General features: G+C 70.5%; 17 protein-coding genes. 6 read left to right on the top strand and 11 right to left on the bottom strand.

The window, feature by feature from the left end:
- Positions 1-98: 98 nt before the first annotated feature.
- Positions 99-1,619 (bottom strand): aldehyde dehydrogenase (NADP(+)), encoded by a 1,521-nt coding sequence (locus tag GA0115254_RS04490; protein WP_093893966.1) that lies wholly within the window; start codon positions 1,617-1,619, stop codon positions 99-101.
- Positions 1,620-1,773: 154 nt separating this feature from the next.
- On the opposite strand from GA0115254_RS04490, the gene GA0115254_RS04495 reads away from it, so the two are divergent.
- The 3 genes from GA0115254_RS04495 (at position 1,774) to GA0115254_RS04505 (ending at position 4,595) form a co-directional block, all read left to right on the top strand.
- A complete protein-coding gene (locus GA0115254_RS04495; protein ID WP_093893967.1) occupies positions 1,774-2,544 on the top strand; it encodes an IclR family transcriptional regulator in 771 nt (256 codons plus the stop codon).
- A 2-nt stretch (positions 2,545-2,546) separates the two neighbouring features.
- Positions 2,547-3,020 carry a GNAT family N-acetyltransferase gene (locus GA0115254_RS04500; RefSeq protein WP_093893968.1) on the top strand — a complete coding sequence of 158 codons (474 nt, stop codon included), beginning with the start codon at positions 2,547-2,549 and terminating at the stop codon, positions 3,018-3,020.
- Positions 3,021-3,143: 123 nt separating this feature from the next.
- Positions 3,144-4,595, top strand: coding sequence for a peptidoglycan D,D-transpeptidase FtsI family protein (locus tag GA0115254_RS04505; protein WP_093893969.1), 1,452 nt, complete (start codon positions 3,144-3,146; stop codon positions 4,593-4,595).
- Between the two features lie 263 nt (positions 4,596-4,858).
- Here GA0115254_RS04505 and GA0115254_RS04510 read toward each other — a convergent pair whose 3' ends face one another.
- From GA0115254_RS04510 to GA0115254_RS04545, 8 genes are all read right to left on the bottom strand, one after another.
- Positions 4,859-6,202: an ABC transporter substrate-binding protein gene (locus GA0115254_RS04510; protein WP_093893970.1), complete on the bottom strand. Its 1,344-nt coding sequence runs from the start codon at positions 6,200-6,202 to the stop codon at positions 4,859-4,861.
- A 207-nt stretch (positions 6,203-6,409) separates the two neighbouring features.
- Entirely contained in the window at positions 6,410-7,234 is an 825-nt protein-coding gene (locus GA0115254_RS04515; RefSeq protein WP_093893971.1) for a DUF6807 domain-containing protein, read from the bottom strand.
- The gene (locus GA0115254_RS04520; protein WP_093893972.1) at positions 7,231-8,406 is read right to left on the bottom strand and encodes a Gfo/Idh/MocA family protein; all 1,176 of its coding nucleotides are present in this window, start codon (positions 8,404-8,406) and stop codon (positions 7,231-7,233) included. Before GA0115254_RS04520 ends, GA0115254_RS04515 begins: the two co-directional genes overlap by 4 nt.
- A 58-nt stretch (positions 8,407-8,464) precedes the next feature.
- Positions 8,465-9,376 carry a carbohydrate ABC transporter permease gene (locus tag GA0115254_RS04525; RefSeq protein WP_093893973.1) on the bottom strand — a complete coding sequence of 304 codons (912 nt, stop codon included), beginning with the start codon at positions 9,374-9,376 and terminating at the stop codon, positions 8,465-8,467.
- Positions 9,373-10,302: a carbohydrate ABC transporter permease gene (locus GA0115254_RS04530; protein ID WP_093893974.1), complete on the bottom strand. Its 930-nt coding sequence runs from the start codon at positions 10,300-10,302 to the stop codon at positions 9,373-9,375. Before GA0115254_RS04530 ends, GA0115254_RS04525 begins: the two co-directional genes overlap by 4 nt.
- 120 nt (positions 10,303-10,422) lie before the next feature.
- Positions 10,423-12,159 carry an L-arabinonate dehydratase gene (araD, locus tag GA0115254_RS04535; protein WP_093893975.1) on the bottom strand — a complete coding sequence of 579 codons (1,737 nt, stop codon included), beginning with the start codon at positions 12,157-12,159 and terminating at the stop codon, positions 10,423-10,425.
- On the bottom strand, positions 12,156-13,058 hold the full coding sequence (locus GA0115254_RS04540) for a dihydrodipicolinate synthase family protein (protein ID WP_093893976.1): 903 nt from the start codon (positions 13,056-13,058) through the stop codon (positions 12,156-12,158). The genes araD and GA0115254_RS04540 overlap by 4 nt, the downstream gene beginning before the upstream one ends.
- A 32-nt stretch (positions 13,059-13,090) precedes the next feature.
- A complete protein-coding gene (locus GA0115254_RS04545; protein WP_093893977.1) occupies positions 13,091-13,753 on the bottom strand; it encodes a GntR family transcriptional regulator in 663 nt (220 codons plus the stop codon).
- Positions 13,754-14,020: 267 nt separating this feature from the next.
- Between GA0115254_RS04545 and GA0115254_RS04550 the strand changes: the two genes are divergently transcribed.
- The gene (locus GA0115254_RS04550) at positions 14,021-15,229 is read left to right on the top strand and encodes an MFS transporter (protein ID WP_093893978.1); all 1,209 of its coding nucleotides are present in this window, start codon (positions 14,021-14,023) and stop codon (positions 15,227-15,229) included.
- A gap of 44 nt (positions 15,230-15,273) precedes the next feature.
- On the opposite strand, the gene GA0115254_RS04555 is transcribed toward GA0115254_RS04550, so the two are convergent.
- Both GA0115254_RS04555 and GA0115254_RS04560 read right to left on the bottom strand, forming a co-directional pair.
- A complete protein-coding gene (locus tag GA0115254_RS04555) occupies positions 15,274-16,452 on the bottom strand; it encodes a hypothetical protein (RefSeq protein ID WP_093893979.1) in 1,179 nt (392 codons plus the stop codon).
- On the bottom strand, positions 16,449-17,408 hold the full coding sequence (locus tag GA0115254_RS04560) for a 5-dehydro-4-deoxyglucarate dehydratase (protein ID WP_093893980.1): 960 nt from the start codon (positions 17,406-17,408) through the stop codon (positions 16,449-16,451). Before GA0115254_RS04560 ends, GA0115254_RS04555 begins: the two co-directional genes overlap by 4 nt.
- A 322-nt stretch (positions 17,409-17,730) precedes the next feature.
- On the opposite strand from GA0115254_RS04560, the gene GA0115254_RS04565 reads away from it, so the two are divergent.
- Positions 17,731-18,540 carry an NAD-dependent epimerase/dehydratase family protein gene (locus tag GA0115254_RS04565; protein ID WP_093893981.1) on the top strand — a complete coding sequence of 270 codons (810 nt, stop codon included), beginning with the start codon at positions 17,731-17,733 and terminating at the stop codon, positions 18,538-18,540.
- Between the two features lie 103 nt (positions 18,541-18,643).
- Positions 18,644-19,192, top strand: a 549-nt coding sequence (locus GA0115254_RS04570; protein WP_176739982.1) for a TerD family protein, incomplete at its 3' end; no start/stop codon positions are given.

Consider the following 19,192-nt stretch of genomic DNA (forward strand, 5'->3'; position numbering starts at 1 on the left):
GGCGCCCGCCCGGCCGGTCAGTACGCCGTTGTCGTACGTCCACTCGGCCTCGGGGCCGAACGGACTCAGGTCGAAGGGGAGTTCGGGAAGGTGCGGGGTCATGCGCGGCGGCCGTCCACTCGTCGGGGCAGGTTCAGGGGGTTGTCGTCGCGGAGTTCCGGCGGGAGCAGGGCCTCGGGGGTCGTCTGGTAGGTGAGGGGGCGCAGCCAGCGTTCGATCGCGGTCGCGCCGACCGAGGTGGAGGTGGAGGTGGTGGCAGGGTAGGGGCCGCCGTGGTGCTGGGCGGGGGCGACGGCAACGCCGGTCGGCCAGCCGTTGACGAGGACCCGGCCGGCCAGCGGGGTGAGGGCCGCGAGGAGCCCGGGGGCGTCGGCGTCGGCGCCGTCCGTGGCCGCCTGGAGGGTGGCGGTGAGGTTGCCGGGGAGCCGGGAGAGGACGGCGGTGATCTCGTCCTCGGAGGAGTACCGGGCGACGACGGTGACGGGGCCGAAGCACTCCTCCAGGAGCGCGTCGTGCGGGCCCTCGGCGGTGAGGAGGTGCGCCGGTACGGTCAGGAAGCCGGCCGCGACGGTGTGGTCGCCGCCCGCTCCGGGGGTGACCGGGGCCTCCACGTCGGGGAGTTGAGCCCGTTCGCGTACCCCTGCGAGGAAGGCGTCGCGCATCCGGTGGTCGAGCAGGACCCCGGCCTCGGTGTCACTGACCGTCTCGGTCAGGGACTTCAGCAGCCGGTCGCCGGTCTCGCCGGCCGGGGCCAGGACGAAGCCGGGCTTGGTGCAGAACTGGCCCGCGCCCATGGTCATCGAGCCCCCGAGCCCGGCGCCGATCTGCTCGCCGCGCTCGGCGGCGGCCGCCTCGGTGACGACGACGGGGTTCAGGGAGCCCAGCTCGCCGTGGAAGGGGATGGGGGCGGGGCGGGCCGCCGCCGCGTCGAACAGGGCGCGGCCGCCGCGTACCGAGCCGGTGAAGCCGGCGGCGGCGACGAGCGGGTGCTTGATCAGCTCGATGCCCGCCTCGAAGCCGTGGACCAGGATCAGTACGTCCTCGGGCAGTCCGACCTGCGCAGCGGCCCGGCGCAGTACGGAGGCGCACAGCTCGGAGGTGGCGGGGTGGTCGGGGTGCGCCTTGACGACGACCGGGCAGCCGGCCGCCAGTGCGCTCGCGGTGTCGCCGCCGGGGACGGAGAAGGCGAGCGGGAAGTTGCTGGCCGCGTACACGGCGACGACCCCGAGCGGAATCTTGTAGCGGCGCAGGTCGGGCCACGGCGGGGTCCTGGTGGTGTCCTCGTGGTCGATGTGGATGTCGAGGAAGGCGCCCTCGTCGACAACCTCCGCGAAGGCCCGCAACTGGGCTGCGGTGCGGGCGAGTTCACCGGTGAGCCGGGCCGGGCCGAGTGCGGTCTCCGCGTCGGCGGCCTCGATGACGTGCTCCCCGGCCTCGGTGAGCAGATCGGCCGCGGTACGCAGGAACGCGGCGCGCACGGTGCGGTCGGCGAGCGAGTCGCGTACCGCATGGGCGGCCCGGACCGCGCGGTCGACCTCCTCCGCTGTAGCCTCCACCGCAACCTGCTCACGCGGGTTCCCGGTGCGGGGGTCGACACTCCAGACTGGTGCTGCTGCCACCGTGATTCCTTCCGCTCCACTGCCACACATCAGAAGTTGTTCGGTATTCTGAACAGAGTTCCCGATCGTGAATATGAAGCGACTCTATTTCCGGGCGTTCAGTGTGGCAAGGAGTCGCAGGGTTTCGTAAGTGGGCTGGAAGGGGCGTAGGGCGATGTCGGTTGCCGAGTCTGGTGGGGCACAGGTCAAGTCCGCGGTGCGGACCGTGGAACTCCTCGAATACTTCGCCGGGCGGCCCGGCATGCACTCGCTCGCCGCGGTGCAGGAGGCCGTCGGCTATCCCAAGTCCAGCCTCTACATGCTGCTGCGCACCCTGGTGGAGCTGGGCTGGGTGGAGACCGACGCGACGGGCACGCGGTACGGGATCGGCGTACGGGCCCTGCTGGTCGGCACCTCGTACATCGACGGTGACGAGGTCGTCGCGGCCGCCCGTCCGACCCTGGACCGGCTCTCCGACGACACGACGGAGACCATCCACCTGGCCCGCCTCGACGGGACGAACGTGGTGTACCTCGCCACCCGGCAGTCCCAGCACTATCTGCGCCCCTTCACCCGCGTCGGCCGTCGACTGCCCGCCCACTCCACCTCGCTCGGCAAGGCGCTGCTCGCCACCCACAGCGACGAGCAGGTCCGCAAGATGCTCCCCGAGACGCTGCCCGCGCTGACCGAGCACACCATCACCGACCGCGAGAAGCTCATCGAGGAGCTGCACCTCATCCGTGAGCAGGGCTACGCGGTGGACCGCGAGGAGAACACCCTCGGGCTTCGCTGCTTCGGCGTCGCCATCCCGTACCGCACCCCCGCCCGCGACGCCATCAGCTGCTCGGTGCCGGTCGCCCGGCTCACGCCCGCGCACGAGCAGATGGTGAAGGACGCGCTGTTCGACGCGCGGGACCGGCTGACGCTGGCCACCCGGAGGCTCTGATCATGCGGGTTGCCCTGCGCCAGGTGCGCAACAGCGATCTGTCGTTGTTCTTCGCGTTCATGTCCGACCCGGAATCGGTCAGGACGGCCGCCTTCACCAGCGAGGACCCCACCGACCGGCATGCGTTCGACGCCCACTGGCGCCGGATCCTGGCCGACGGCTCCATCGTGATGCGGGCGGTGGTCGTGGACGGCGTGGTGGTCGGCAACGCCGGGGCGTACGGGCCGCCGGACGACCGCCAGGTCACCTACTGGATCGACAGGGTGCACTGGGGCCGTGGGCTCGCGACGGCCGCACTGCGCGCGCTGCTCGACGTCGTACCGGAGCGCCCGCTGCACGCACGGGCCGCGGCCGACAACACCGGTTCGCGCCGGGTGCTGGAGAAGTGCGGGTTCGCCGTCACCGGCAAGGACCACGGGTTCTCGCACGCCCGCGGCGAGGACACCGACGAGCTGCTGTTCACCCTGCCGGGGTGACGCGGGGGCGGCGCCCCGGGGCCGTCCCGGCCACCCCGGCGCGAACCGGCCGATCATGAGGAATCGGTGAGAAACGGCACAACCGGGAACGCCGCACGACGCCCCGCTCGTCCCCCCAGCGGGATGAACAAAACGATCAGGCACGCCTCGGTCTTCTGTCTGCTGCTGGTCCTCGCCCTGCTGGTGCGGGCGACCTGGGTGCAGGCGTACCAGGCACAGGCGCTCGCAGACGACGAACACAACCGGCGGAACACCATCGCGCAGTACGCGCAGCCGCTCGGCGACATCATCGTGGCCGGGAACCCGGTCACCGGGTCGAAAAGGACGGTGGACAGCGACCTCGCGTACAAGCGCACCTACACAAAGGGCGATCTCTACTCGGCCGTCACCGGCTACAGCTCACAGGCGTACGGTGCCACGCAGCTGGAGGGGATCTACAGCCATGTGCTGGACGGCACCGACGACCGGCTGAAGAACCCGATGGACCTGGTGACGGGCAAGCAGGCTTCTCCCGGCAACGTCCTGACGACGATCGACCCCGATGTGCAGAAGGCCGCGTACGAGGCGCTCGGCAACGACAAGGGTGCGGCGGTCGCGATCGACCCGAAGACCGGGCAGATCCTCGGCATGGTCTCCACCCCTTCGTACGACCCGTCGACGATCAGCGGGACGACGGACGGCGACGCCTGGAAGAAACTGCTCGGCGACGACAACAAACCGCTGGTCAACCGTGCGCTGCGGCAGCCGCTCGCACCCGGTTCGACGTTCAAGCTGGTGGTGGCGGCCGCGGCGCTGGAGGACGGGTTGTACGGCTCCGTCGACGAGCGCACGGACAGCCCCAATCCGTACACCCTGCCCGGCACCAGCACCGTCCTGAGGAACGAGAGCGCCTCGGCCCCGTGCGAGAACGCCACACTGCGCACCGCGCTCCAGTACTCCTGCAACAACGTCTTCGCGAAGGTCGCCGCCGACCTCGGCCAGGACAAGGTCAGGGCGATGGCGGAGAAGTTCGGCTTCAACACCGAGAAGCTCGATGTGCCGGTACGGGCCGCCAAGAGCGTCTACCCGTCAGGCATGGACAAGCCGCAGACGGCGCTGACGGGCATCGGCCAGTTCGAGGTCACCGCGACGCCGCTGCAGGTCGCCATGGTCTCGGCCGCCCTCGCCAACGGCGGTGAACTGGCCGCACCGCACATGGTGTCCGAGGTGACGAACTCCAAGGGCAACACTCTGCAGGACTTCGCGGACGGGGACACGAAGCGGGTCGTCTCGCAGTCCACCGCCGAGCAGCTGCGCAGCGCGATGGTGACCGTCGTCGAAGAGGGCACCGGCACCAACGCCCGGATCGCCGGGGCCGAGGTGGGCGGCAAGACGGGTACCGCGCAGAACGGCGTGGAGAACAGCAAGACCCCGTACGCCTGGTTCACCTCGTACGCGAAGGACGACTCCAGCGGCAAGGAGGTCGCGGTGGCCGTGGTGGTCGAGGACTCGGGTGCGGCCCGCTCGGAGGTCAGCGGCAACGGTCTGGCGGCGCCGATCGCGCAGAAGATGATGAAGGCGGCGCTCAAGGGGTGAGCGAGGGGTGAGAAGGGGCAGGCGCGGAGGCCGGGCTCCGGCTGTCGGAATCCGGCCCATGACCTCCGCGCCGCCCGCCTCCGGCACGCTCTCCGCCCTCGCCGTGGAGCTGCGGATCGCGCTCACCGGCGGCGCGCACACCACCGGCTCCTGGCGCTCGACGCCGGAGCGGGACTTCGGCGGGACCGGCGGCGGGGCGCGACCCGGACCGCCGCCGGCCCCGGGTCACCGGGGTTCCGGCCGTGACGTGACGGTCGGCCGGATCAGCCCTTGTTCTGCTGCTTCCACTCCGCCTGGGCCTTGTTCAGCTCATCGGCCATCTTGTCCAGGAAGGCCTTCGCGGTGGTCTTGCCGAGCAGCACCTTCTGGAACTCGGGCTCGTTGTCGGCCTTGCTGATGGTGTTCCAGTCCGGCAGGTAGTAGGGGAGCTGGACGATGGTGGTGGAACCGTCGGTCAGGGCCTGGGCCGCGAGCTCGGTCGGCTCGGCCTTGGAGATCCAGGCGTCCTCGGCCGCCTCCGTGTTGGCCGGGATGAGGCCCGCCGTCTCGTTGAACTTCGAGTTCGCCTCGTGGGAGGCGGCGAACTCGATGAACTTCCAGGCGGCCTCCTTGTTCTTGGAGGTCTTGAACAGGCCGAGGCCGTCGACCGGGTTGGAGACCTGGACCCGCTTGCCGCCGGGGCCGGTGGGCTGCGGGATGCCACGGAACTTGTCGACGCCGAAGGCCTTCACGTGGTCCTGGTAGGAGCCCAGGTTGTGGTTCAGCATGCCGATGGTGCCGGAGTCCCACTGGGCGACCATCTTGATGAAGTCGTTGTTGAGGTCGGCGGACGGGGTGACCTTCTTGAAGAGGGCCGCGTACTTCTCCAGCGCCTCGACGTTCCTCGGGTCGTTGAGCGTGGTCTTCTCACCGCTCGGGTCCCAGAAGGACGTGATGCCGGACTGCCCGTACATCGCGTCCATCGCCTGCGCGATGGAGCCGGCGCCGCCGCGGATGGTGTAGCCGAACTCGTTCTTCCTGGCCGCGGTGAGCTTGTCGGCGGCCGCGTAGAAGGTGTCCCAGGTGGTCGGCTCGGCCAGGCCCGCCTTCTTGAACAGGTCGGTGCGGTAGTACAGGACACCGTTGTTCGCGGAGACCGGGATGTTGTACATGTGCTTGTCGGAGCCGCCGGCCGCCTTCACCGACTCGACCATGCTCTCGTTCAGCTTGCCGTCGAGGGAGGACTTGGCGGCCCGGTCCTCCAGCGGCTCCAGCGCGTTCTGGGCGGCGATCCCCGCGAGTATGGCCGCGCCGACGCCGCCGACGTCCGGCAGACCGCCGCCCTGGATGGCGTTGTCGTACTTGGACTGGGCCTCGGGGGCGGCCACCCCGACGTACTGGACGTCGATCTCCGGGTACTTCTTCTCGAAGTCGGCGATGATCTCCTTCCAGATGTCGGTGCGGACGCCGCCGTTGTTGTCCCAGAACACGACCTTGCCCTTGCCGCTGCCTTCGGCTCCCGCCGCCCCGCTGCCGTCGTCACCACAGGCGGTGGCGGTGAGGGCGAGCACCGTCGCGAGGGACATCGCTGCCGCGGTGCGTCCGCGCTGTGTCTTCGAGATGTTCATGGTCGGCTCTTCTCTCTGGGTTCTGTCGGTGCTGGTGCGGTTCGGTCGGTGGCGCGGAAGCGGGTGAAGCCGGCCGTCCCCGCCGGTCCCGGCCCGGCCGGTGGTGCGGTGGCGAAGAGGCCGAGCAGGGCTCGGGGTCGGACCAGTCGGCGTTCAGGACCGGATTGCGGTAGGTGCCGTCGCCGAGGTCGGCGGTCCAGGGACGGCTCACGCGGTCACCGCCCGGCGGACGTGTGCGGCCGCCGTCGCCCGGTCGAGCCGGCCGTCGGCGATGACGGTGATCACGCGGCGTACGACGGTGGCACCGGCCGGGACCGGCAGCCGCTCGGCGGCGGCGAGGCAGGAGCCGACGCCCGGGTACTGGGTGGTCCGGACGAACCACGGGTCGCGCCGGGTCTCGTCGGTCGCGCCGGCGAAGACGAGGGTCCAGCCGTCGCCCGTCATGGCCACCCAGTCGGCGACCCGCCCGTGGACCGCTTCCTCGCCGTCGTCGAAGCCGCTGAACACGGCGGGTGCGGCGGGTTCCTTCGGGGCGCGCCAGAAGAAGCCGCCGTATCCGGCGCCTGGACGGCCGTTGGTGGCGGGACTGCCGATGGAGAGGTCGTCGGCGCCACGGTTGGTGAGCGAGAAGGAGAGGTCCAGCGCCCAGGCGGTGTCGGAGAGTTCGGCGACGGCGACGGTGCGGTGCTCGCGCAGCAGCTCGGTGTCGTCCGCCACCCAGCTGAGCTCCTCGACGAAGCCGTCGCAGTCGCGGAGTTCCCAGCCGAGATGGCGTTGGATCCCGTGGTTGTCGAGTGCGGTGGGGCCCTGGTCGCGTACGAAGGTGCGGCCGCCCCAGAAGTTGTGCCCGGCGACGTCCGGGACGGCGACCGAGGTACCCAGATGGTGGAGGTGGTCGGCCGGGCGCTCCTCGGTGACCGGCACGCCCGCGAGGGTGGTGACCGGGTGGAAGTAGGGGCGGCCCTCGGGGGCGGGCAGGAAGGTGTAGCGGCCGACGGGGCGTCCGGCGCAGCTCAGGAGTGCGGTCGTCATGGGGTACCCACCTCGCTGGGTTGCGCCCAGGGGACGCCGAGTTCGGAGAAGAGCGTGAGAGTGTCGGCGCCCTCGGCGACCGTGGCGTCGATGCCGCGGACCACGCGGCGGGCTCCGGCGGAAGCCGTCGCCGGTTCGGTGTGCCAGGCGTCGGAGGGCAGGGCGGCGGGCTCCGGGGCGGTCCGTACGGCCTCGACGACCCGCATGAACGCGCCGGTGCGGTACGGCGGTACGAGGAGTTCGGCGTGCCCGGCGAGGTGTTCGACGAGGTTGTGCAGGAGGTCGGTGCGCCCGTGCACGGTCTCCTGCGGTCCGTGTCCGGCGCGCTGGACGAGCACTCGGTCCTGCTTGTACCAGAAGGTGATCCGGCCCCGGTCGCCGTGGACGATGACGTACGGCTCCCCGGCCTGTTCGGCGCAGAGGGTGACGGCGACGGTGACGGGCAGCCCGTCCGTGGTGGTGATGCGGACGCACGAGGTGTCGTCGGCCTCGATGTCATGAGCGCGGAACAACTCGGTCTCGATGGACGCGACGTCCTCGGCCCGCCCGCGGTCGGCGAGTTCGAGTGCGGTGGCGACGGCATGGGCGAGGGGGTTGGTGAGGACACCGTCCACGACGTCGACGGTGCCGATCCTGCGCCGGCCCGCCCAGGGCGCACGCCGGTAGTAGGCGTCGTCGCGGACCCAGGCGCCTGCGGCGCCGATGCCCCGCAGGGTGCCGATGGCTCCGGAGCGTACGAGTTCCCGGACGGCGGGCACTGCGTGCGAGCCGAAGGACTGGAAGCCGATCTGGCAGGCGATGCCGGCCGCCCGCACCCCGTCGGTCATGCGCGCGAAGTCGGCGTACGTCGCGGCGGGTGGTTTCTCCAGCAGGAGGTGGACGGAGCGGGCGGCGGCGGTCAGCGCCAGTTCGGTGTGGGTCTGGATGGGGGTGCAGATGACTGCGGCGCGGGCTCCGGTGGAGTCGAGGAGCGCACCGAAGTCGGCTGACTGCGCGGGCAGTTCACCGGCGACGGCTACGAGCTCGTCGTCGGACAGCGGGGCCGGTTCGCAGATGCCGACGAGGCGGACGAGGCCTTGGTGCTGAAGGCGGCGGATGTTGGCGAGGTGCCAGCGGCCGTGGCCGCGGGCGCCCGCGAGGACGATCGGGAGGGCGGTGGGTCGCGTGGTCATCGTGAGGTCCTTCTCGACCGGGCGTGCGGGGTGCGGACTGCGCGGCGCTCCACGGCCATCAGCCCTTCACCGCACCGGCGCTGAACCCGGTGATCAGCCACTTCTGGATGAAGGCGAAGACGATCACGACGGGCACCGCGGCGATCACACCGCCCGCGGCGAGCGCGCCCAGGTCGACGCTGTCCGCGCCGATGAGGGTGTTCAGGCCGACCGGGATCGTCTGCTTGTCCTGCTCGCTGAGGAACATCAGGGCGAACAGGAAGTGGTTCCAGCTGTGCACGAAGGCGAAGGAGCCGACGGCGATCAGTCCGGGGCGCAGCAGCGGCAGCACCACCGCGCAGAAGGCCCGGAAGCGCGAACAGCCGTCCACCCAGGCGGCCTCTTCCAGACTGGCCGGGACGTTCTTGATGAATCCGCTGATCAGGATGATGGAGAGCGGCAGCTGGAAGACCGTCTCGGCGATGACGACGCTCCCGAGGGAGTTGATCATCTGGAGGTTCTTGAAGATCTCGAAGAGCGGTACGAGCATCAGGGCGCCGGGGATGAACTGCGAGCAGAGCAGCGCCAGCATGAAGGCGCCCTTGATCTTGAAGTCGAACCGGGCGAGGGCATAGCCGCCGGCCAGGGCGACGAGCGTCGTGGCGATCAGGGTGCAGACGCCGACGATCATGCTGTTCTGGAAGAAGACGGCGAAGCTCCGCTCGTTCCAGACCTTGGAGAAGTGCTCCCCCGTCATCGGCCACGGCACGAGCGAGGTGGATCCGGTGGGCCGAACGGCGAAGAGGAACATCCAGTAGAACGGGACGAGGGTGAAGAGCAGATAGATACCGAGTGGTACGTAGATCTGCAGGCGCGGTACGTCGTCGAAGGCGCGCTCACGCCCGCGAGGGCGGTGCGCGGTGGGCGGCTCGGTGTCGGGCACGGGCTCCGGGACGGTGCCGGTGTGCTTCTCGGCGAGTGCGGCAGTCACTTGTGGTCGCCTCCGAACTTGCTCAGGCGCAGATAGACGATCGAGCAGAACAGGAGGATCACGAAGGCGACGGTGGTGAGCGCGGAGGCGTAGCCGAAGTCGTGGCCCTCGATGCCGGTGTTGGCGACGTAGAGCGGCAGGGTGGTCGTCTCGCCGGCCGGTCCGCCTCCGGTGAGGGTGTAGAGCAGGTCGACGTTGTTGAACTCCCAGACGCCGCGCAGCAGCGTGGAGAGGATGATCGCGTCCCTCAGGTGCGGCAGGGTGATGTGGAAGAACTGGCGCAGCCGCCCGGCGCCGTCGACCGCTGCCGCCTCGTACAGCTCCTTGGAGACGGACTGCAGGTCGGCAAGGATGAGGATGGCGAAGAAGGGGACACCGCGCCAGAGTTCGGCGACGGTCGCGGCCCAGAAGACGGTGCCGGTGTCGGAGAGCACGGAGGTGCCGTAGTCACCGATCCCGGCGTCCGCGAGGTAGCGGCTGAAGCCGGTCGAGGAGTTGTAGAGCAGGATCCAGATGGTGCTGGTCAGTACACCGGAGACGGCCCAGGGCGAGAAGACCATGGCGCGGGCGATGCCCCGGCCGATGAAGGTCTGGTTGACGATCAGGGCGAGCGCGAGGCCGAGGGTCAGCTGGAGCGCGACCTGGGTGACGACCCACTGGGCGCTGAAGCCGAGCGTCGTCCAGAACTGGTCGTCCTCGGTGAAGATCCGGGTGAAGTTGTCGAAGCCGGCGAAGCCGTTCCGCCATGGCTTGGTGACGTTGTAGTTCTGCAGGCTGTAGTAGAAGACACTGATCACCGGGTAGGCGATGAAGCCCAGCATCAGCAGCCCCGCGGGGGCGATCAGCAGATAGGGCAGTCGGCGGGGGCTCGCGGAGCGGCGCCGGGGCACCTTGGGCGGTGTGGCCACAGCGGCGGCTTGGGCCATGACACGTCTCCGTTCTCTCTCAAGTGCTGGAGTGATGCGTTGAGCGCGCAAGCGCTTGCCGCACGGCGTTCGACATCTCGGACAGGCGGTGCGGTGGAGGTTCCGTCGGCGTACGGTCGTTCAGCCGGCGTAGGGGTCGGGCACTTCTCCCTGCCGGGCCAGGAACGCGAAGTCGCAGCCGGTGTCGGCCTGGGTGATCTGGTCGTGGTAAAGCGCTCCGTACCCGCGCCCGTACCGGGTGGGCGGCGGCGTCCACGCGGCCCTGCGCCGCTCCAACTCCTCGTCGGATACGTCGAGATGGAGACGACGCGCCTCGACATCCAGGGTGATCGGGTCACCGGTGCGGACCAGGGCGAGCGGCCCGCCGACGTACGACTCGGGCGCGATGTGCAGCACACACGCCCCGTAACTGGTGCCGCTCATCCGGGCGTCGGAGATCCGCACCATGTCCCGTACCCCCTGCTTCAGCAGGTAGTCGGGGATCGGCAGCATGCCGTACTCGGGCATGCCGGGCCCGCCCTTGGGGCCTGCGTTGCGGAGCACCAGCACATGGTCCGGGGTGAGGGCCAGGGCCGGGTCGTTGATGGTGCGCTGCATCTCCTTGTAGTCGTCGAAGACGACCGCGGGGCCGGTATGGCGCAGCAGTGCGGGCTCGGCGGCGATGTGCTTGATCACCGCTCCGTCCGGGCAGAGGTTGCCGCGCAGCACCGCGACGCCGCCCTCGTCCGCCAGAGGGTTGTCGCGTTCCCGGATGACATCGCTGTTGTGGACGAGCGCCCCGTCGAGCTGTTCACGAAGGGTGTCGTACGAAACGGTGGGCCGGTCCAGATGGAGTACGTCGGTGAGCCGGGCCAGGAAACCGGGCAGCCCGCCGGCGAAGTGGAAGTCCTCCATCAGGTACTGGCCGCCCGGGCGGAGATTGGCCAGAACCGGCACGGTACGGGCGATCCGGTCGAAGTCGTCGAGGGTGAGCTTGATTCCGGAGCGGCCCGCCATGGCGATCAGATGGATGACGGCGTTGGTGGAGCCGCCGAGCGCGAGAACGGTGGCGACGGCGTCCTCGTACGCCTCCGCGGTGAGTATCTGCGACAACTGCCTTTGCTGCCACACCAGTTCGACGATCCGCAGTCCCGACTGGGCGGCCATCCGGTCGTGTCCGGAGTCGACGGCCGGGATCGAGGAGGCGCCCGGCACGGTGACGCCGAGTGCTTCGGCGGCGGCGGTCAGGGTCGATGCGGTGCCCATCGTCATGCAGTGGCCGGGTGAGCGCGCCAGCCCGTTCTCCAGCTCGGCCATCTCGCAGTCGCCGATGAGCCCGGCACGCTTGTCGTCCCAGTACTTCCACATGTCGGTTCCGGAGCCGAGGACTTCGGTGCGCCAGTGCCCCGGCAGCATCGGCCCGGCCGGCACGAAGACGGTCGGCAGGTCGACGGAGGCCGCGCCCATCAGCAGCGCGGGCGTCGACTTGTCGCAGCCGCCCATCAGCACGGCTCCGTCGACCGGGTAGGAGCGCAGCAGCTCCTCCGTCTCCATCGCCAGCATGTTGCGGTAGAGCATCGGGGTCGGCTTCTGGAACGTCTCCGACAGCGTGGAGACCGGGAATTCGAGCGGGAAGCCGCCCGCCTGCCAGACGCCCCGCTTGACCGCCTGCGCACGGTCGCGCAGATGGACGTGGCAGGGGTTGATGTCGGACCAGGTGTTGAGGATCGCGATGACGGGCTTGCCGAGGTGCTCCTCGGGGAGGTAGCCGAGCTGCCTCGTCCGGGCCCGGTGGCTGAAGGCGCGCAGCCCGTCCGTCCCGTACCACTGGTGGCTGCGCAGCTCCTCGGGGCCGATTCCGCCGCCCCGGGCTGTCATATCGACCACCCGGCGACCTCGTCGGCGACCTTGTCGCGCTGCGCCTCGGGCAGTACCCGGCTGGGCGGGCGGACATCGCGGCGGCAGAGTCCCAACGAGGCGAGGGCCTCCTTGACGACCGTCACGTTATTGGCGGACTGCCGGTCGGCGCGCAGTTCCTCGAAACGGCGGATCTGCTCCCAGACCTTCATCGCGGCCGGATGGTCACCGGCCCGCAGCGCCTCCAGCATGGCGAGCGAGACGCCGGGGGCGACATTGACGAGCCCGGAGGTGAAGCCGGTGGCACCGGCGGAGAAGTAGGCGGGGGCGTACAGCTCGGCGAGACCGGCGATCCAGACGAAGCGGTCCAGGCCGGCGTCGCGGGCGAAGGCGGCGAACCGTGCGGCGTCCGGTACGGCGTACTTCACACCGATGACATTGGGGCAGCTGTCGGCGAGCGCGGCGAGGCGTTCGCCGCCGAGCTGCGGGTTGCGGATGTACGGGACCACGCCGAGCCCGGGGACGGCCCCGGCGATGGCCCGGTGGTAGTCGATCCAGCCGTCCTGCGAGACATACGGGTGTACGGGCTGATGCACCATCACCATCGCGGCACCGGCGTCACGTGCGTGCTCGGCGGCGGCGACCGCGGTCGGCACGTCGTGCCCGACGCCGACCAGGACCGTGGCACGGTCACCGGTCTCGTCGATGGTCAGCTGGGTGACGGTGCGCCGCTCCTCGGGGGTGAGCGCGTAGAACTCCCCGGTGTTGCCGTTCGGGGTGAGGGTGCGCACACCGCCGTCGAGGAGCCGCCGAAGCAGTCCTCGGTGGGCGGCCGTGTCGATGGTCCCGTCCTCGGCGAACGGGGTCACCGGGATCGCCACGACATCTGCGAGGGCCGCCTTCAGCGATGTGAAGTCCATGCGGACAGGCCTTTCTTCGGTGTGCCGGCGGTTCATGCCCGGTCCCCCTCGGTCTCTGCTCCCTCGGGGAACGCGCGGCTGACGAACGACGCGATGTGATCGTGCAGGGCCCGGGCCGCGGCGTCCGCGTCGTCGGCGAGCGCGAGCCGCAGGATCTCGCGGTGCTCGGCCGCCTCCCGTTCCCAGGACGGGATGGTCGCCCAGGCCACGGTCGACACCAGTGCGGCCTGGTCGCGGACCTCGTCGAGCATCCGGGCCAGCAGCGGATTGCCGCAGGGCATGTAGAGCGCCCGGTGGAAGTCCCGGTTGGCGAGCGACCTGTCCGCCTTGTCGCCGGCCGAGTCGGCCCGCTCCAGGGCCTCCTGGGCGGCATCGAGCGAGGCCCTGCGGGTGATGGAGCGCCGCAGCGCCTCCGGTTCGAGGAGCAGACGCACGTCGTACACCTCCCGCGCCATGGCCGCGTCGACCAGGCGCACGGTGACGCCCTTGTACTGGCTCATGACGACGAGTCCGGTACCGGCAAGGGTCTTGAGCGCCTCGCGCACCGGCGTCTTGGACACCCCGAACTGTGCGGCGAGCTCGGTCTCGACAAGCGCCTGCCCTGGTCTCAGCTGCGCGGTGAGAATCGCGTGCTTGATCGCCTCCAGCACGTACTGGGTGCGGGACGGAATCGGGGTGGGCGTCGCAAAGGTCATGGGTGAAGGGCTCTCACATCTCGCATATCGCGTCTCATATATGACGTACGAAGTACGACGCGATGAAGCTAGAGCGGAGCCGAATGTTTCGTCAACGCTTCCGACAAAAGAACTTCGCGGACATCCGGCATGCGCCGTACATCCGGCGCAGGGCCGACGCGCCGGGCCGGACAGGGGTAGGGCATCTGCCCGATGCCGTCGGACGCCCTTGGGCACCAGCCTGAACACCTAACGAGCGTGCGGGTCGGGAGGGTTTCGGTGGGTGCGATGGCGGGGTCGGCGACGGTAAGGGTGCTGCGGGACCGAACGGCGGGGCTGTTTCTCACGGCGGTCGTCGTCTCCGGTTTCGGGACGTCCGCGATGTGGCTCGCGGCCGGGGTCTGGGTCAAGTCCCTCACCGGGTCGGACAGTCTGGCGGCGCTCGCCGTGTTCGCCATGTGGCTGCCGGTGCTGATCGGGCCCGCGCTCGGGCTGATCGCCGACCGGCTCCCCAGAAAGCCGCTCCTCGTCTGGTCGAATCTCGTCATGGCGGGGCTGCTGGCCTCGCTGCTCCTGGTCGATTCGGCGGGGCGGATCTGGATCCTGTTCACCGTGCTCGTCCTGTACGGAACGAGTTCCGTACTGATGGACGCGGCTGAGTCGGCGCTGGTCGCCGGGGCCGTCGACGCCCGGTTGCTGGGTGACTTCAACGGGCTGCGGATGATGGCGGGCGAAGGGATGAAGCTGCTGGCGCCGCTGACCGGCGCCGGGCTGTACGCCCGGTACGGGGGCGGTGCGGTGGCACTGCTGGACGCGGTGTCGTTCGCACTGGCGGCCGGGGTCTACGCGCTGCTGCCGGTACGGGAGCCGGCCACGGCCCCTCCGGCCGGCCGGAGGGACGAATTCGCCGCGGGCATGCGACAGGTGTGGGGGTCAGCGGTGCTGCGGCCGCTCGTGCTGGCGGCGTCGGTGACGATGCTGTGCGCGGGGCTCAACGGGGCCGTGATCTATGCCGTCGTCGATGACGGTCTCGGGCACTCCCCCGCGTACGCGGGGGTGCTGTACGCGGTGCAGGGCGCCGGGTCCGTCGCTGTCGGGCTGGTGGCCGGACCGTTGCTGCGGCGGCTGCCGGAGCGGGTGTTCACGGCGGCCGGGATCGCGCTGTTCGCGGTGGCGGTGGGGGTACGGGCGCTGCCGTACGACGCGGTGGCGCTGGTGGCGAGCGCGGCCATCGGGATCGGGCTGCCGTGTGTACTGATCGCCGCGATGACGGCGGTGCAGCGGGAGACCCCGGACGCCTTGCTGGGCCGTACCGTCGCGACCGCCAACACGCTGATGATGGTGCCGAACGCGGTGGCGCTGGCGCTCGGTGCGGGGCTGGTGGCGCTGGTGGACATCCGGGTGCTGCTGCCGGTGGTCGCTGCCGCGGCGCTGCTGACGGCGGCCCTGCTGGTCACGGGCCGGCGGATGGAGTCTCCCCTGCTCGAACGGAGTTGAGAGCTTGGGGACGGCTGACGGACGCCCCCACCGGCCCGCTTCCTTCACCGACCGAGGCGTGACAGTGCTCGGGCGACGGTCCTGAGGTCCGGGCCGGAGGCCAGCCCGGCATGGTACAGGCGCAGCTGGTTCGCGCCGCGCGATGCCGCATGCGCGGCGTCGCGCTCCAGCGTGGTGGGGCTGCCGCCCATCCCCGTGACCACGGTGAAGTTGGCCGCGAGCACGCCCTCGCGCCCGGCGAACGGGCCGAGTACGGCCTCGCGCGCCGCGTCGCCACCGGTGCAGGGCAGCACCACACCGTCCGCCACGGACAGGATGTGCTCCGGGTCGACACCGACGTTGGCACCACAGCGGTACGGGGCGGGGTCGGCGTGCAGCAGCACCTGGAAGCCCGGCTCCGCCGCCGCCCGTACGGCGGCGACCGCGGACTCCTGGAGCGTACGGGCCACCCGGACGCGCCACTGGAGGGTGGCGGCGGCGAGGTCGGCACCGAGGAGCTTCTCGATGCCCGCCCACCCGGCCTCCGGGGAACCGGAACCGGACCAGGCCGGTTTCAGCGCACGCCGCACGGCCGCGGCCAACTCATCGGCTTCCAGCCCGTGTTCCGCATATCCGGTCCGGCAGTCGGGGCAGAAGCAGAGCGACATCAGATACTGCGCCGCGTCCCCGAGGCCGACACCCGCGATCTTGTCGTGGGCGTGCAGATGCGCGAAGCCGTACCAGCCGCAGGACTCCAGCTCGGTGCCGCGCGCGCCGCCTCGTACCGCCGCCTCCGCCGCCAGAGCGACCAGATACTCGCCCACCGCGGGTCGTGCGATGCACGGCGCCCACGGATAGCGGTCGCCGTAGGCGTTGACCACGGAGGTGTCCGGGTGCTCGGCGCCCAGCCGGGAGTTGTGCGCGAGGACCACCCAGGTGTGCACCTCGAGACCGGCGTCGGTCAGGGCCTGTGCGGCCTCGGCGTACGGGTCGTCCGAGGCCACCCAGGACTGCTCGTACGGACGCAGCTCACGCCCCGCCCACCGGGCGGTGTCCGGTGGGTACAGCACCGCGGCATGCTCGGCAGTGACGATGCGGCGGCCGGGGTGGCGCGGGGTCAGCGCCCGGGTGGAGTGATAGGCGGCGGCGAGCGTCACCTGCTGGACTCCCAGGTCGGCGACGCGGGTGGCCGCGTCCGGGTCGCCGACGACGTCCCACGGGTAGAGGAAGGCGGAGGTCTTCACCCGCGCCGCCCCTGCCCGTACTTCTCCAGCAGGGCCCGGCCGCGCGCGATGATCTCGGTGAGCTCCTCGATGTGAGCGGCGGGCGGCTCGGTGAGCGGGGTACGGACCTCGCCCACGTCCAGGCCGCCCAGCCGGACGGCTGCCTTGACGAGCGAGACCGCGTAGCCGCGGCCCTTGGCACGCAATTCGACGAGCGGCCGGTAGAAGTGGTCGAGGAGCGCGCCCGCGAGATCGTCGTCGCCGGAGTCCAGCGCCCGGTAGAAGGCGAGCGCGATGTCGGGTGCGAAGGCGAAGACGGCGGAGGAATAGAGAGTGACGCCGATGCCCCGGTAGGCGGGGCCGGTGAGTTCGGCGGTGGGCAGCCCGTTGAAGTAGAGGAAGTCCTGGCCGGGCAGTTCGGTACGGACGGCGCTGACGATGCGCTGCATCAGGTCGAGGTCGCCGTAGCCGTCCTTGAGACCGATGATGCCGGGCGTCCCGGCCAGTGCGACGACGGTCTCCGGGGTGAAGACGGCATTGTCGCGCTGGTAGACGATCGTCTCCAGACCGGTGGCCGCGGCGAGCGCCGCGTAGTGGCTCAGCAGCCCTGCCTGGTCGGCGAGGACGAGATACGGGGGCATGGCGAGGAGCCCGTCCGCGCCCGCGTCCTCGGCGAGCTTCGCGTACTGGATCGCGAGCGCCGTGCCGTATCCGGCTCCCGCGACGACGGGCACCTCTCCGGCGGTCTCCTCGACGGCCGCGGCGACGACGAGGCGGAATTCCTCCGGCGTCAGCGCATGGAATTCACCGGTGCCGCAGCAGGCGAAGACGGCAGCCGCACCGGCGTCGATACCGGTCCGTACATGCGCGCGGAAGGCGTCGACATCGATCGCGCCGTCCGGTCCGTACGCGGTGACGGGGAAGAAGAGCGGCCCGGCGACACGGGTGAGTCGGGCGGCAAGAGGGGCTGAGGTCACGGGCGCTCCCTGAGCAGGTTCAGGCGTGCACAATTCTGATCGGTGTCCATATTCATGAACGCCTTCACGCTAAGGCAGCAGCCCGGCACAGGTCAAGGCGGGAACGCGCAACCCGTCCGATCACGAAGGCGGAGTTACCGACTCCGCGGGAGGCTCCGCACGAGAGGCGCCCGACACTTGACGCAGTACGTCATGACTTCTTAGCTTGTCCATGCATATGAATGTCGTCCATGGATTTGACGCCCCACGCGTACATGTCGCAGGGGCCGTGCACGCACGCGCAGGCCGCGCGCGTGCACCTATGCACCGAGGAGATCCGCGCATGCCCGCTCCCCGCACCGTCCTGCTCACCGGCGCCGCCGGCGGCCTCGGCACCCTGATGCGCGGACTTCTGCCCGCGTACGGCTACGAGCTCCGCCTCTTCGACGTCGCCCCGGTCGAGGGCGAGCCGGGCGCGATCACGGCCGATCTCGGTGACAAGGAGGCGCTGCGCGAGGCCGTACGGGGTGTCGACGCGATCATCCACCTCGCGGGCATCTCCCTGGAAGCCTCGTTCGACAAGATCCTGAGGGCGAACATCGAGGGGACGTACAACCTCTACGAGGCCGCGCGCGAAGAGGGCGTCGGGCGCATCGTGTTCGCCTCCTCCAACCACGTCGTCGGCTATACTCCCCGCCCGCTCCCCGGCGATCCGCCGATCCCCGTGGACGCCCCGCGCCGCCCCGACACCTTCTACGGCCTGTCCAAGTCCTTCGGCGAGGACCTCGCCCAGCTGTACTGGGACCGGCACGGCATGGAGACCGTCTCCGTACGCATCGGCTCCTGCTTCCCGGAACCGACATCCGTACGGATGCTCTCGGTCTGGATGAGCCCCGAGGACGGCGCCCGGCTCTTCCACGCCGCACTCACCGCCGAGGACGTGCGGCACACCGTCGTCCACGGCTCGTCCGACAACACCCGGCTGTGGTGGGACCTGACGACGGCCCGCTCGCTCGGATACGAGCCGAGGGACGACTCCGAGCCGTACGCGGCCGGGCTCATCGCCGAACAGGGTGAGCTGGACCCGGACAACCCCGACCACGCCCACCTCGGCGGCCACTTCTGCACCAACCCGCCGATCTGGCCGCACTAGCCGGTCCGGCCGGCAACCGGTCCGGCCGCCCGGCCGCGCCAAGAGTGCGCCAAGGCGGGGAAGGTAAGGGAACGGCAAAGCCAGGTCGTTCGTTACCCCGTGCATGACCGCTATGACCCCCGGCTCGAACATCCCTCTCTCCGCCGCCCGTGTGGCAGTGGACGTCTCCGCACCGGTGCGGCTCGACGTTTCGGGCCTGCTGCTCACCGCCGACGGCAAGGTGCGCTCCGACGACGACTTCATCTTCTACAACCAGCCCGCCGGCCCCGGCGTGACCTACCGCTCCGGCGGCGGCACCGCACCGGACGCGATCGTGGTGGACACCACCGCGGTCCCGTCCGGCATCGAGAAGATCGTCGTCACGGCGAGCCCGGACGCGGCGGGCCAGACCTTCCAGGGCATCGAGCCCACCGCGACCGTACGCAACGCCGACGACGGCAGTGTGCTCGCCACCTTCACCCCGCCCCGGCTGGGCACCGAGACGGCGCTCGTGGTCATCGAGGTCTATCTCCGCAACGGCGCCTGGAAGGCCCGCGCGGTCGGCCAGGGCTACGCGAACGGACTGGCCGGTATCGCCACCGACTTCGGCGTCTCGGTCGAGGAGGAGCCCGCCGCCGCGCCCGCCGCACCCGTGGCGCCCCCGATGCCCGCC

Source organism: Streptomyces sp. Ncost-T10-10d, from assembly GCF_900091955.1.
In the GTDB taxonomy this organism is placed as follows: domain Bacteria; phylum Actinomycetota; class Actinomycetes; order Streptomycetales; family Streptomycetaceae; genus Streptomyces.

What these genes read in the sequence shown, in the direction of transcription:
- GA0115254_RS04495 (WP_093893967.1), top strand. Translation starts at nt 1,774, where the DNA reads ATGTCGGTTGCCGAGTCTGGTGGGGCACAGGTCAAGTCCGCGGTGCGG.
- GA0115254_RS04500 (WP_093893968.1), top strand. Translation starts at nt 2,547, where the DNA reads ATGCGGGTTGCCCTGCGCCAGGTGCGCAACAGCGATCTGTCGTTGTTC.
- GA0115254_RS04505 (WP_093893969.1), top strand. Translation starts at nt 3,144, where the DNA reads ATGAACAAAACGATCAGGCACGCCTCGGTCTTCTGTCTGCTGCTGGTC.
- GA0115254_RS04510 (WP_093893970.1), bottom strand. Translation starts at nt 6,202, where the DNA reads ATGAACATCTCGAAGACACAGCGCGGACGCACCGCGGCAGCGATGTCC.
- GA0115254_RS04515 (WP_093893971.1), bottom strand. Translation starts at nt 7,234, where the DNA reads ATGACGACCGCACTCCTGAGCTGCGCCGGACGCCCCGTCGGCCGCTAC.
- GA0115254_RS04520 (WP_093893972.1), bottom strand. Translation starts at nt 8,406, where the DNA reads ATGACCACGCGACCCACCGCCCTCCCGATCGTCCTCGCGGGCGCCCGC.
- GA0115254_RS04530 (WP_093893974.1), bottom strand. Translation starts at nt 10,302, where the DNA reads ATGGCCCAAGCCGCCGCTGTGGCCACACCGCCCAAGGTGCCCCGGCGC.
- araD (WP_093893975.1), bottom strand. Translation starts at nt 12,159, where the DNA reads ATGACAGCCCGGGGCGGCGGAATCGGCCCCGAGGAGCTGCGCAGCCAC.
- GA0115254_RS04540 (WP_093893976.1), bottom strand. Translation starts at nt 13,058, where the DNA reads ATGGACTTCACATCGCTGAAGGCGGCCCTCGCAGATGTCGTGGCGATC.
- GA0115254_RS04545 (WP_093893977.1), bottom strand. Translation starts at nt 13,753, where the DNA reads ATGACCTTTGCGACGCCCACCCCGATTCCGTCCCGCACCCAGTACGTG.
- GA0115254_RS04550 (WP_093893978.1), top strand. Translation starts at nt 14,021, where the DNA reads ATGGCGGGGTCGGCGACGGTAAGGGTGCTGCGGGACCGAACGGCGGGG.
- GA0115254_RS04565 (WP_093893981.1), top strand. Translation starts at nt 17,731, where the DNA reads ATGCCCGCTCCCCGCACCGTCCTGCTCACCGGCGCCGCCGGCGGCCTC.